Raw genomic sequence first — 14518 nt, forward strand, 5'->3', positions numbered from 1 at the left:
GACCTGTTCATTTTTTTCATATTTCTCATCAAATTGATTTATATTTGAAGCTGTAAATTCAGAAATATTATATCTTATACTTCGTATGTAATTTATGTAGACACAACTTCAATCTAAAATTATTTCCTGGCAGCTTACTGCCTTTACGATCCTTTTCAACCTTTTAAGGTTATCTATTTTCAATACGCAAGCCCACTAATCAAGACATCAACTATAAACTTAATAAAAAAGCATGAAAAAATTATTTACTTCAGCATTACTTGCCTTAGTACTCAGCATCAACGTATATGCACAGGAAAAAACTTATTTTGATGAAAACTGGGAAAAAACCACCCAGGCTAATATGGAATATTACCGTGAAGCATATCCGAAAGGCAAACTTACACTCATCAAAGATTTTTATAAAAACGGAACGCTGCAAATGGAGGGTCTTGCCTCTGATACCACTCCAGGCAGTGAAATTTTTGAAGGAAAAGTGACCTGGTATACTCCTGAAGGAAAAGTCATGAACTTCGTCACCTATTCTAACGGCAGGCAGGCAGGCCCTTCTCAATCCTATGATGCCAGCGGTAAACTGATAGAAGATGTAGTATATAAAGCTGACGGTACGTTCAGTGGAAAATCCTTTAGCTATAAAGACCCGGAAAGTGAGTACTACTACAACTCTCTCACTCTATATGAAAACTCTACACCAACCCAAACGATTATTTACGACGAAGATATCAAAGGCATCAGATCTGAATCCATTATCAATAAGAATGGGGGCTATGAAAATAAATATTATGGTGAAAAAGGTAAATATATTGGCAGCGCAACCTCTGAGTCCGGCAGCGAAAGTACTCAGGTAGAATATTACTATAATCCAATGAGGGTTTCCAAAATTGAAAAATATAAAGGTGACGGCAGCATAAAAGAAGGCGTTATCTATGGAAAAAATGGAAAAATTCTGCAGGAGCAAAAGAGAAATAAAAAAGACGGTTATAAAACCACATATGATGAATCCGGAAAAAAAATAGCTCATTTAATCTATCAATATGATAAAGAAAATGATACCTATAAACCAATGGATGGTGAAGACTATCAGTTTAGCTATGATTACAGCTCTCTTTCAACTGTTGATGTTTATAAAAACGGACTCACCACACTTAATAAGATATTTGACGAAAACGGGAAGCTTTCTACAGAAACATCCCTAAATGACGGTTCTACCCAGGAAATTAAATATTATTCGCCGGATGGAAATTTAAAATCCACGTTAACGTATAAAGATGATTTGCCTTTTAACGGAACTTCCTACGATGGGCTTACCGAAAAGCTGTATAAAGATGCTGTTTTAGTCAGCAGCAAGGTATATTATGAGGAGAAAAAGCTGAAATCTGAAAAGAAATTAAACTCTAAACAGGATGCTTACGATGCAACCGTTTATGATGATAAAGGAGCTATTTTGTACACTTATAGCCAACCATTAAGTGAAGATGGAGACGATGATTACAGCTTTACAGCACAAGTTGTACAGTATGTAAAAGGGAAACCTGCCAATAAAGCTTCTGTAAAAGCCGGCATTCTTCAGAGCGGAAAAATCAAATTCAAATTAGCAAGCGGAGCAAGGGAGCTTGAGCGCAGCGGAAAATGGATCTTATTAAAAATTTACAGCCCGGAAGGAAAACTTCTTCAGGATACTAAGATTCTGGCTGATACCGGGGATAATTATTTTGCTACGGATAATCAAACTTTTATTCTCGAAGAGTATTTACATCCTGACTTTGAATAAAACACCAATTCGTTTATTATATCAAAAAGCAGCTTCATTTTTTTGAGGCTGCTTTTTTCATATAAGGGTGAATGTATACTCTCTTATTCCTCCTCAATGCTAAAAAAACAGGCTGTCGTTTCTGACAGCCTGTTTATCTTTTATGCCTATTATTTACTTTTACTGAATAATCAGCTTTAAAGTAAATAATTTTCTACCATGTACTTTTACAAAATATACTCCTTTCGGAAGGTTTTCATTCACTAAAGAGAAACGTTGGTTATTGATATTTTTTGATACATACAGCAATTCGCCGGATGCAGATACCAGTTCAATTTTCTCAATCGGATAATCACTTTTAATGAAAGTAGGCTCTCCCGGTTTAGTAGGGTTTGGATATAACACTACATTTTTTTCGGTACTTCTTGTCTCCTCTGTTCCTAAAGTGGGTGAAGTTACCTGAAACTGTACCCTATTTGAAACCTCGGTATAAGAATCATTGGTAAACATCACCATATAATAATTTCCTGGTGTGGCAGGTACTGCCGTTCCCTGAATCGTTTTTGTTCCCTGTGTAATCCCATCAAAATAAGTATAAGAAACAAAATTATCATCCGGAGTCTGAATATTCTGCGGATAAATTCCTAACCAGTCTTTAATAATCCCCGGAGAATCTGTCCATGATGCGGTGATGCTTTCTCCAAGGGTATAAACCGGCTTGTTGGTCCATAATTCAGTAACAATATCTCCTACTTTAAAGAATACTTTTTCTCCAATTCCGGTATAGCCATCTTCCAATAAATACTGAGCGTAATAATACCCTTTTGGAAGACCCGTAAAGTTGAGGGTTCCTGACGCCGTTGTCACATAGCTCCATTTTAAAGAATTTGTGGTTCCCGGAGTCTGTCCCATTTTGTAGATACCAATCCAGTCTTTCACCAGGTTGGGTCCGTTGCTGAAGTTAATAACTACTGTACCTCCTACAGGATACGCATCAGCTGTGGTTTGCAGCTGAACTTTCGGACCTACATAGAAGCTTTTTCTTCCCGTAATTTCAGTATAGCCACCGTTGGCAAAAAAGCCTGCAAAATATTGTCCTTTAGCAGCTAAGCCATTATTAAAAGTAACTGTTCCTGCAGTCTGTCCGTTGGTATAAATAAATCCTTGAGAAGTTGTAGTGGCTGGAGTTTGTCCTTTTTTATAAAGCCCCACCCAATCCTGCTGATTTCCAGGGCCTCCTGTGAAAGTGGCAACTATCGGTTCGTTTTGGGTATATTCAGTTTTATCTAAAGCAAATGTAGGATTGGAAACCACACTTCCTACGATTTCAAACTGTTTTACATCACTCCAGTCGCTCCATTCAAGGTTTCTGTCTCTGTAACGTGTTTTCACATAATAAGTACCATTCGGGATAGAATTAGTCGCCAGCATTACTTTTGTAATATCTACTCCATCATTAAGGTTTTTGGCTTTATCCGGATTTCCGTTTCCGTCTTTTCCGAACCAGTTTTCAAAATCACGGTAGACTTCTTTTTCAATAACAGAAAAATCTGCTGCTTTACTGATCAGAAACTGGGTAGTATTTAAAAGTTCCCCGTTTGAAGATGAAAATGCACTTCCATTCAATGTTAAAGGTAAGGTAATTGGGCCGGTAAAAGTATTGGTAACAGATGGTTTCGCTGGTTTCGGCTGGTTCTTATACCTGTGGAAAGAATCTACCAGTTCATTATTTTTCTTCGTGTATATTCCTCCGATAGAGTAACATTCTACATCTACTTTCCCGCTTTGTACATCTACTTCTACGATCTGGTATGTCCAGTCTGTTAACGTTTTCTGAACATCATCAAAATCCTGCTCATTAGACATTCCCCAATACTGATCCCAGGCAGTTCCTCCGGAAATGATTTGGTAGTTTGGTGTATTTTTCAGCTGTCCTCTGTGGTACAGGTGATGGTGAGCTCCTACGTGCATTAAGTATTTATCGGAAGTCACTAAAAGAGGTACTGCATTATTTCTTACCCAAGTAGAAATATCTCCTACATATTGCTCTGCCTGATAAGGCCTGTGGCTTAAAGAGATGATCCAGTCTACCGTAGGATCATTGTTGGCTTCATTTAAAATCTGCTGCAGCCAGGTCTGCTGTGCTGCTCCGGTATGTTCAGAGCTCAAACTTACAAACAATACATTACCGGCCTGCTGGGCATAATAATTTTCATTTCCGGAAGTGATATTCTTGTATTTAATCTCATCAATATAAAAATGAGCATAATAAGAATTCATTCCTAAAGTTCCATAGGTTTCATGATTTCCTACGGTTGTCTGAATAGGCAGGTAAGGTGATAATTTGATATTCTTTTTAAAATGAACATTTTCATAATGATCCAATGTTCCTACATCTACCTGATCTCCCACCATAAATGTAAGGGCAATATTATCCGAAGGATCAGCCATTGCACCATACTTTTGCTTTAATTTTTTAAAAGCATTCAAAGTAAGACTATCATATCTTGGTTCTGCCTTGATCTGATTATCTCCCATGATCAGAAAACGGATTTTCCCATCAGCCGTTACAGGCTGTCCCGGCAAGGGAAGCGTTCTGAAATTATAAACCGCAGATTCACTGGTTCCCGTTTTTATCTTATAATAGTATTTTGTATTGGGCTGTAAGTTGGCCACTTTTGCCGTGTGATAATAATAATTGTTATTATATCCTGTATCCGAGAAGATATTGGTTGTCCCGGTTACGGTTACATTCAGGTTTGTTGGAGAGTTTCCATAAATTACGGTTGTTTCGTTATTAGAAGCTGTCTTCCAATTGACGATCATAGAATTCGGGGTAGGGTTTTGTAAATAGGGAAACAAAGCCTGCCCGAATGCCATCTGGACCGCGAAACAAAAAAAGAAGAAATAATGTTTCATAGTGGTAATTTTAAATAGCATATAGAGTTTTAAATTGTAAATCAGTATTTTAAAAATATTTATTCAGATTTTTATTTCGGGCAAAAGTAGACTTCCCATATAAACTCTGGCTGATGGAATCGTAACGAAAATGTTAACTTTTCAACAAAAACTCAGTGAAAAAATTATAGTTTTTAGTATATAATTTGTTTGGATTATTTAAAAACTATTTTGTACATTTGCAACCTGTTATTCAACCTCTGACGAAAAACGTGTAAGTTGCTTAGCTTTAACATTTTATTTATTAATAATGGATTTATTAAAGTACGTACAAGACAAGTACATTACAAAAAAAGAATTCCCTGAATTCAAAGCAGGTGATACCATCACTGTGTATTACGAAATTAAAGAAGGACAAAAGACAAGAACTCAGTTCTTCAAGGGAACAGTTATCCAATTAAGAGGTGCTGGATCTACAAAAACTTTTACTATCAGAAAAATGAGTGGTGATGTAGGTGTAGAGAGAGTATTCCCTATTAACTTACCTGCGCTTCAAAAAATTGAAGTTGATAGAAGAGGTAGAGTTAGAAGAGCTAGAATTTACTACTTCAGAGACCTTAGAGGTAAAAAAGCAAGAATTAAAGACGCTGCTTACAAGAAGAAATAATTCAGACAACAATACATACAAAAAGAGGCTGTTTACACATGTAGACAGTCTCTTTTTTTATCAATGTGTCTAGTCGAATCTACTAGACAAGGAAACGATCATATATTCAACAGCAATACTTGCTGTAAGTTTCACTCATTTTTCATCAGATACTGCAAAGGCGTAGATCCTGTATGTTTTTTGAAAAACTCTATGAATGCACTATCTGATGAGAAATCTAACACATAAGCTACCTCTCCTATAGAATTTCCCTCCACTAAAAGTTCAATCGATCTCTGAAGGCGCCATTGCTGTCTCCATTCCTGATAAGACAGCCCGGTTTCTTTTTTAAAAATACGGCTTATTGTCTTCTCAACAGCGCCAATTTCTTTACCAAGGTTGGTCAACATAGGTGGTATAGAAAGACGCAACGTCCAGTTTTCCACTATTTTTTTTAACCTTCTGTCCTGAGGCATGATAAGCGCCAGTTTTTCTTCAGGAGCAGTAATCATTTCATCCCAGAATACACTTAGAATATTTTCCTTATTACGATCAGGAGCAGTCCATCCCCAAAAGCAGATCCTTTCAATAATTTCCTTCAATAAAGCATTGACATGTAAAACTTTAAGGCCAGTTCTCATATGACTTTCAGCATAGCTTTCATCAAAATAGATCGATCTGTACGCTACCATATTCCGAAAATTCACCCTGTGAACTTCATGAGCCGGAATCCATAGCATTCTGAACGGCGGAAGGACAAACTGTCTGTCAGAAGTGGTAACCGTCATACAGCCTGAAGGAGCATACAGCAACTGGGCTTTAGTCTGATGAAAATGAAACCCGGAATCATGCAAAACCATATCAGAAGCAATTCCTATTACTTTTCCGGTGATGATATCTGCATCAAATTCCTGATCTTGTTTCAGTATAGCCATGTCCTATTTTCGATATTTTTTGTTTTTATATCATTATAAATATACATTCAATTTTTCAAAACTTTGCACAAAAAAATGAAAAAGACAAATCCGCTTTGGCTGATGATATTACTGGTAATGCTTCCACAATTTGCAGAGACCATATACAGTCCCGCTTTACCGCTGGTACAGGAACATTTTGGAGTAAAAGAAGGGTCGGCAGCACTCACTATCAGCCTGTATTTCATAGCATTTGCGCTGGGAGTGGCATTTTGGGGTGTTCAGTGCGACAGGATCGGAAGGAAAAAATCATTGGAGTATGGGCTTATTACTTATGGAATAGGAACTCTGGCCGCTGTCTTCGCCCCCAATTTCACCGTATTGCTTATTGCCAGGATTATTTCAGCGTTCGGAATTTCTGTAGGGTCTATTGTTACCCAAACTATGCTGCGTGACAGCTATGATAAAGAGAACATCAGTAAAGTGTTTTCCTGGATTGGAATAGGTTTATCCATCAGCCCGGTTATCGGTATGATTACAGGCTCTGTATTGGCTTCTACTATAGGACATCAGGGCATTTTCATCACCTTATACCTGCTGGCTGTTTTATTTTATATCCTTTCCAGAAGAAAGGTATTTGAGACCCGTCATCCGGGAAAAGAAATAAACAGGAGAACCCTGGCAGATCTATTAAAACGAATGTTACAAGACCGTGAAATTATCCAATGCTGTTTACTAATCATGAGTTTTAATGTACTTTTATTCTCCTATTATGCACTGGCTCCTTTTATTTTTAAAGAAAATCATTATTCTTCCTATGCTTTTGGATACAGCAGTATTATACTTGCTGCAGGAACCTTTATAGGGGCAAAGTTTAACAGGTTTTTGTTATTTAAGAATATCTCACCCAAAACTTTAGTGAAGATAAGCACATTCGGATCATGCATTGCTTCAGCTTTTGTATGGATGCTGGCAGGTAAAGGAATATACTTTTTACTCCCTTATTTTTTTATTGTCATGACATTCAGCATTGCCATTCCCAATATCCTGAGTACTGCATTGGTACAGTACAAAAATGAAACAGGAAGTGCCGGAGCCCTGCTGGGCCTTATCTACTATAGTATGATAGGAGCAGGACTGATAAGCGTTGGATATATTCAGAACTTAGGACTTTCTTCCCTCATTTTTTCAGGAATCGGAGTCATTGCCCTATTTATATTTAGTGAGAAAAAGAATTAATTTAATGTGGAGCATCATATAAAATATGATTACTAACAATATATACAAATAACAAATACCGGTTATTAACCTTTTTACAGCTTAAAAGCTTAGAGCCTGTTTAAATTTTATTCAGGAATTCTTATATATTTTGTTATCAGATGTATTTTGTTGACAAGACTCAATAGGTCAGTTTGAAATTATTTTTTGATTAAAAAGATGAACGCAAAGCTTATGAATAATTCCGCTTTATTTTAAGTGGGCAAAGTGATGCGGCTTCGTCGCTGATGAAGATGTATGCATACGCTTCGACGAATCAACTTCGTTGATTCTATCCTTTGCTCCCTGAAAATACGGATAATGAAGATAAAGCTTTGTCTTAGGAAAACACATCATCAGTACATTATCTTTTTAATCAAAAAAATCCTTAAAGAATGTGATTTGGATAAAGATTTGAATGTTATACAAAAAATCAAATTTAGAAATTTAAACAGGCTCTTAGTATTTCAAACAGTAAAATATTTGAAATACTAAGCCTTTTCATTTCTATCCTATTGTATAAAGTCATATAAAGCTTCAAAAAATTTAGGATAGACCTCAATATGTGGTAAGTGACCTACATTGTCGAGTTCCACGAGTTTTGAGCCTGAGATCTCCTGCTGGGTTTTCTTTCCCAATTCCTGATATTGCCCCATTTTAGGCTGAAGCTCTTTAGGTGCTCTATCTTTTCCTATTGCTGTTCTATCCCTCGTCCCTATGATCAGTAAGGTTGGGGTTTTTATATTTTTAAATTCATAGCAAACCGGCTGGTTATAAATCATATCGGTAGTCAAGGCAGCATCCCAGGCTACCTGTGGATAGTCCTTATGAAGCGTCCATCCGGCAATCAGATCCAGCCAGGGCTGATATTCGTCTTTCCATTTATTGTCATAATAAAACTTCAGCTGATAATTTTTATAGGTTTCGGCTGTATTTTTAAGTTCTGCCTGGTATGCCTGATCTATAGTCTGATATCCTGTAAATGTTTTATAATCTTCAAGACCTATGGGATTTTCAAGGATCAGTTTCTGAACCTTCTCAGGATAAAGAAGGGTAAACCTTGTAGCCACCATTCCCCCCATTGAATGCCCCAAAACAATAACTTTATCAAGCTTTAATTCATCCAGAATGGCCTTGGTATTTTCTGCCAGCTGTGAAAAAGAGAACTGGTAACTTTGAGGTTTAGACGATTTACCAAATCCTATCTGATCGGGAATAATTACCCTGAAACCTTTAGCAGACAAATCTTTAGCGGTTTGCTCCCAATAGGCCCCATTAAAATTTTTACCATGAAGAAGCATAATTGCTTTTCCGTTGGAATTTTGGGGTTTTACATCCATATAAGCCATCTTTAGATCATTATGCTGAGATTTTAAATTCAAAAAATGAACATTGTAGGGGTATTTATATTCTGAAAGTACAGCATCCAAAGGTTTTACCTGGGAAAATACCACTCCCGGACTAACGGTTAATACCAACATCGTAATTATATTTCTGAAATATTTCATGAAGTTTATTTTAGCTATTAAAATTAAAAAAACCGCTTCAAAAGAAGCGGTTTTCAACTGTTATTTTTATTTAAATATGATTTTAAGATAATTCGGCAACGGAAATTTCCTTTTCTTTTTTGGAAGGCAGGTTCATTAAAACAATAGCAAAAAGAATCAAAACGATACCTACCCATTGTATTAAAAACACCTTTTCACCTAATAAAACAAAAGCCATCGTTACTGAAACCGGAAGTTCCAGAGACGAAACAATACTTCCCAGTCCTAACCCTGCATTCGGGAAACCAATATTGAATAAGACTGGTGGAATAATGGTACCAAACAGCGCTAAAACAAATCCATATGTCCAGAATATTGAATAATTAAAGGAGTGAATATGTTCCGTATTTTCTGTAAAGTTTAAATACAGTGATTGTAAGCTATCAAAATACATGGGACCTATCTGCGCAAAGAATAAAAATGTGAAAACCACAACAGAACCTCCCGCCAGCATAATAATACTCTTTCTGAATACCGGAAGATGGGTAGCCAGTGTATTGGACGTAAACATCGTCAGCGTGTATGAAGCAGCGGCCATCAATCCCCAGAATACTCCATGCCAGTCCAGTTCTATTTCCATATTAATAAGATTGGTAGCCAGTACTGTTCCCAGCAATACAATCACTACGGAAACTACTTTTCTTGCATTAGGCAGTTTTTTTGCCAGAATACTCTCTACTACCACACTGAACCAAACCGACTGCATCAGCAGCACAATAGCAATGGAAACATTGATATACTGTACAGCGATATAGTAAAACAAACTGGTTCCTCCCAGGGAAGTTCCTGCAAGTATTAACATTCTTACTTCCTTAGAATTCGGTAATGATAATTTTTGTCTGGAGGTAATCGTCTGGATAAAATTCAGGATCAGCAAACCAAGCAGTCCCAATACAAACTGAGAAGTAGTAACTTCTGAGGTTGTAAAACCGTCATGATACGCCATTTTCACAAAAGTGGCTAACATACCATATATACTAGCTCCAATTCCTACAAATAAAACACCTTTTAGTATATTTTTCTTCTTCATAATTTTTTTTACAGCCTGCAAAGTTACGACATATAAATTAAACTATCCCTGAAGCTTAGTCATAACAGATAAAATAAGATCCCCACAAGCAAGCTTGTGAGGATCTCTGAAATTATTGATGATAAAAATTAATTATTTTTTTACGATTACTTTAGAAGTAGCTTCAAAACCAAGTCCTTTCACTTTTATCAAATATACTCCATTTACTAAACGAGTGGTAGAAATAGCCTTTTTAGCATCCGGTGAAATTTTATCTTCAGAAGAAACCAGTTTACCACTTGTATCATACAATTCTACACTTACTTTTCCAAGAGCGTTGCTTGGGAAGTTAATATAAAACTCATCTTTGGCAGGGTTCGGATAAATAGAAATCTTACTGTCTTTCACAGATTTCACTTCATTTGTAGCCAGCGTACATTCTGCAGGTACTGAGAAATCTTCCAACTGGTCATTGATATTATTTTTAAGTCCTGCTGAAGCATTCACTCCCAGTCCTCTTCTTGCAAAAACATTCCAGATCATACATTTATCCTGACCTTGGGTTGTTGCTGTCTCTGCAGCTAATATAGCATTTCTTCCATCTATAAATGAAGGGTTACAGCCCTGAAGCTTCAATGCATCGGTAACTAACTGTAATACTCTGCTGCTTCCGTTAGTACTGTTTGCCAATACATCAGATGAATAGCCATATTTTTCAACATATTTCCAGTGAAGATCCCACAGCATGGTTGCCCAAACAAATCCAATAGAATGGACATCAAGTGAAACTCCTCCACTTGAGTTATTGTACACCATACCATTAGTGCTTCCGTACGTATAATTATTGATGGTAAGATCCGGAGAATACTTGGCAGGCCTGATACCTCCACCGCTTATTGGCTGACCTCCTACATAGGTTCCCATTCCTCTTGGCACCGATGCATTATCGCCCGCTTTATTGGTAAGCATTAAAGCAAAGAAATCTGACCATCCTTCACCCATCTGCTCCTTACTAACGTTTGCATTTAAACAATTAGATCCTGCTCCTGTTAATCTATTAGATATACCGTGTCCATATTCATGAGTTACGATACCGTTATCAAAGCTTCCATCCGGTGTTACGCTGGTAGCCGGATCATTCTTAAGGGTAACATTTACCGTTACGTTAGCAGCAAGCTGACCTTTGATATAATCTCCTTCAGATTTAGCAACAAGAACCGTAGGAATTGTTACCGTAGGATCTGTTCCCGACATATTACCTATTGATTCGCCATTTACAGCATTGTTATAAATAATAACGGCTGTAGCTCCGGCATCCTGAAGGTTTTTTGTTTTGATAACGAAAGAACACGTCCCTCTTTCTACCAATCCTATTTTTCCTGTAAGTGATCCTGCAGGTAAGGCAGTACATCCTTCCGGAACCGAAGATAACTGTACATTTCCTGTAACTCCGGTAGCATCCAATGGATTCCCAAATTCTGATACACCAGCTAAAGGTTTACGTATAACAGCACCGGCAGGAGTATTGTAGTAGAACAGCTGATTTACTTTACTCCATAAATACATCTGCATTCTAGGATTATAACCATCTTCCGGAGAAGAAAAATTGGCATTATTTAAACCGCCGCCATCCTGGGCTTCCGCATATACAGAATCATCATCTTCCCCTCCTTTTCCAAAGTTGTTCTGCTGAAAGTTTTTAGCAGATTCTGTGAATCCAAACTGATAGAAAACATCATGAATTCTATTATTAAGATAAAATAAATTAGTGATCGCCGCATTTCTGTTAGCAACAGGGGTTCCATTGATGCTAAAAGGGAAATCAAAGCTTCTTGCTGCACCGCCATCTACCGGTGTTCCGGGTAAATAATCAGGAGCTGTTAACGCTGTTCCTGCAACATCTTCATAAGCAAAAACGTTATTTCCTCTCGTTACTGTATAGTGATTAACACCATCAGAATGCCATCCTTCCGGAGAAGCAACGGAAATCCAAGGATTGGAAATAACTGATCTCGAACCAAAAGTAGGTGCCTCAATAGGCAAAGGGAAAACATTATAGGAAGCATTGTCCGGAAGTAATAAGAAAGAGCTGTTTTGAGCTGTTTTATTCTCAGGACCTATCAATAAATTTCCAAGATGCTCACTATGATCATGTCCAACCTCTGAAGCATATGCATCAGGACGGAAATTACATGATAATGTTAAATTATTTTTCTCCAGAATATTCCCATTAAAAGCATCTACCAAAATATTCCAGTAATTTGGAGATTTGGGTTCCATCAGGCTGTATTCATATACAAGACGTAAGTTTCCGTTTCCATCATTGGCATATGCCAGCCTCTGATTGGCTGATCCGGTTCCTTTCTTATTATTTTTCTCAAGATATTCCAGGATAGTAAAATGGGCAATATCAGCATTATTTAGCTCCTCTGCAATCTTTTGAAGGGCAGTACTTTTATTAATAACGGCAACACTTGATGTTGCTGAAGTATAATCCTTAATAAAGTTGTCTGTAAAGTACACCACTTTATGGTCCTTAATAAGTGCCGTTCCTACCGAACTGTGCACTGGTAAGCCATTGTAGGTTTGTACAAATTTTACAACATTTCCATTCAGTGACTTTGAGTCATCTACATTATCTACAATAAAATTCGTAAGGTCAGATTTCTTATATTCTCTTATTTTGTTTTGAGAAATATAATCCTTAATCAGCCTTTCATTATCTTGTCCAAACATAAAAGCCGGAAATGCTGAAAACACAGCAAACAAAAGAGGTAAAGTTTTATTTTTCATGTCAATTATTAAAGCCGCTAATCTACAAATAATTCACAAAACAAAAGCTTATTTATTATTTTTTCAATTAAAATAAATTGATACAGATATTTTTTTTGTTAAAAACAGCAATTAGATAATTCTCAATAAAGAGAATCTATAGTCTTTTACAAGAGTATGGAACGGCATACAGCTATCATATTCATTATTTTTGCTTCCATATTTATCCTGAACTCTAACAAAAAAACTGCCCTCACGGACAGTTTCATTATCGTTATTTACTTCTTTATAATTCTACCTACGCTTATTTCACCTTTATCTGATGTAACTTTTACAATATAAATACCCTGCTGCCTGTTTTTCAAATCTGCATCAAATGTTTTTCCTTCTATCGTTTTTGTAAGCACTACATTACCATTCAAATCCAATATTTCAAGCTTTCCTGATCCCATTTCTCTATCCAAAGCTCCTTTAAATCTGCCATCAGTAGGATTAGGTGTAATAGTAAGAGTACCCATCGCTGTTTCAGAAGCATTTCTCGAACATACAGCATCCAAATCGTAAGGATAGAATGGATAATGATTCCAGCTCATCGTTTCAACAGTCCCTGTAGGAGTACTAGACTGTACTGTCATCACAAATTTATATTTGGCCATTGATCCCTGAGGAATATTAATATCTGAAGGATAAAAATGAAAATTAACATAATTACCTCCATTATAAGTTGGGGTTGTAGAGATCCCATAATCCAGACCGGTACTAATATCCCGGAGAACCAGCTTACTATTCAACAGAACACCTCCTGCAGGTAAAGTGTATTCACCGGTAATATTAAAATCTCCCGGCATACCACAGCTATTAAATTCATAGAAAAATTTTAAAGTTCCTCCCCATGACGGAGGGATACAAATAGCATTAACTATTTCATCAAATTTGGGCATCTCGGTAACAGAGCTAAAAACAAAAGACTGATTTCTAGGATAATAAAGCCGTGGCAGCATTCCGTAATCAGGATCATCTACATTACTTTCAATGCTACCTGTATAAGATCCTCCGGCACTCGCAATAGAAGCTCCTGTTGCAGAAGACTGGCTGTTCGGACTCATATGTATCATTACGAATTTAGCGCCTCTAACTGCTTTAAAATTGGTTACATTTTTAAAAGCTCCCGGTGTATTAAGTGCTGTATCATAATAATTTGCTAAATATGAACCTGTGGATAAATCACCGCTATTTCGGGAACCATCGGTAAGTACTATAACTACAAGCTTGGAACTTCCATTTTTATGCAAAGAAGTCTGAGGACTTACAATTTCCGGGCTATAGACTCCATCCAGTGCTTTTCCCATCAATCCTAGCGCTTCATGAAAATGCTGCCCATAATTAAGTCTTCTTACGAGATAGGGTTCTGGAAATATAGAAGTTACAAAATCACTCTCAATATATATTCTGGGAGTAAGGCCTAAGCTGGGCCCATTATTTAAACCTGCTCCATAATGAACTACGGCATATCTGTTTTTTGAATGGCAAGCCATAAGACGCTCAATCAATTTGGCAGCAGTAAGCCGCATCTCTTTGAAGCGTGCATTAGTAACTGAGGAACCATTGTCCAGGCAAATAATATAGTCTGTCTGTGCCTGTAAAGAATTCCCAAGCATTAGCCATCCAAAAAGGAAAAATAAAAATGTTTTTTTCATAAATCAATACTTTTAAATTAGGATTAAT

Annotated in this window: 9 protein-coding genes; 3 read left to right on the top strand and 6 right to left on the bottom strand. The window is 36.8% G+C overall.

All coding sequences use genetic code 11. The features are described 5' to 3' along the window. Window positions 1-232: 232 nt before the first annotated feature. Window positions 233-1771 (top strand): membrane-binding protein, encoded by a 1539-nt coding sequence (locus tag MP478_RS03940; protein WP_257199654.1) that lies wholly within the window; start codon window positions 233-235, stop codon window positions 1769-1771. Window positions 1772-1930: 159 nt separating this feature from the next. Here MP478_RS03940 and MP478_RS03945 read toward each other — a convergent pair whose 3' ends face one another. Continuing rightward, on the bottom strand, window positions 1931-4669 hold the full coding sequence (locus MP478_RS03945) for a fibronectin type III domain-containing protein (protein WP_230034354.1): 2739 nt from the start codon (window positions 4667-4669) through the stop codon (window positions 1931-1933). 289 nt (window positions 4670-4958) lie between these two features. Between MP478_RS03945 and rplS the strand changes: the two genes are divergently transcribed. Next, entirely contained in the window at window positions 4959-5315 is a 357-nt protein-coding gene (gene rplS / locus MP478_RS03950; RefSeq protein WP_047485623.1) for a 50S ribosomal protein L19, read from the top strand. A gap of 131 nt (window positions 5316-5446) precedes the next feature. Here the strand turns inward: rplS and MP478_RS03955 are convergent, their stop codons facing one another. Then, window positions 5447-6229, bottom strand: a complete 783-nt coding sequence (locus tag MP478_RS03955; protein WP_257199655.1) for a helix-turn-helix domain-containing protein — start codon at window positions 6227-6229, stop codon at window positions 5447-5449. Window positions 6230-6304: 75 nt separating this feature from the next. Between MP478_RS03955 and MP478_RS03960 the strand changes: the two genes are divergently transcribed. Beyond that, window positions 6305-7447 (top strand): multidrug effflux MFS transporter, encoded by a 1143-nt coding sequence (locus MP478_RS03960; RefSeq protein ID WP_257199656.1) that lies wholly within the window; start codon window positions 6305-6307, stop codon window positions 7445-7447. A gap of 530 nt (window positions 7448-7977) precedes the next feature. Here MP478_RS03960 and MP478_RS03965 read toward each other — a convergent pair. From MP478_RS03965 to MP478_RS03980, 4 genes are all read right to left on the bottom strand, one after another. Beyond that, window positions 7978-8973: an alpha/beta fold hydrolase gene (locus MP478_RS03965; RefSeq protein WP_257199657.1), complete on the bottom strand. Its 996-nt coding sequence runs from the start codon at window positions 8971-8973 to the stop codon at window positions 7978-7980. 82 nt (window positions 8974-9055) lie between these two features. Further along, on the bottom strand, window positions 9056-10042 hold the full coding sequence (locus MP478_RS03970) for a DMT family transporter (RefSeq protein ID WP_257190547.1): 987 nt from the start codon (window positions 10040-10042) through the stop codon (window positions 9056-9058). A gap of 132 nt (window positions 10043-10174) precedes the next feature. After that, on the bottom strand, window positions 10175-12814 hold the full coding sequence (locus tag MP478_RS03975) for a T9SS-dependent M36 family metallopeptidase (protein WP_257199658.1): 2640 nt from the start codon (window positions 12812-12814) through the stop codon (window positions 10175-10177). A gap of 257 nt (window positions 12815-13071) precedes the next feature. Continuing rightward, window positions 13072-14490, bottom strand: a complete 1419-nt coding sequence (locus tag MP478_RS03980; RefSeq protein WP_257199659.1) for a T9SS type A sorting domain-containing protein — start codon at window positions 14488-14490, stop codon at window positions 13072-13074. Window positions 14491-14518: the final 28 nt, after the last annotated feature.

Origin of the sequence: Chryseobacterium sp. WG14, assembly GCF_024586945.1 — a bacterium.
GTDB lineage: Bacteria > Bacteroidota > Bacteroidia > Flavobacteriales > Weeksellaceae > Chryseobacterium.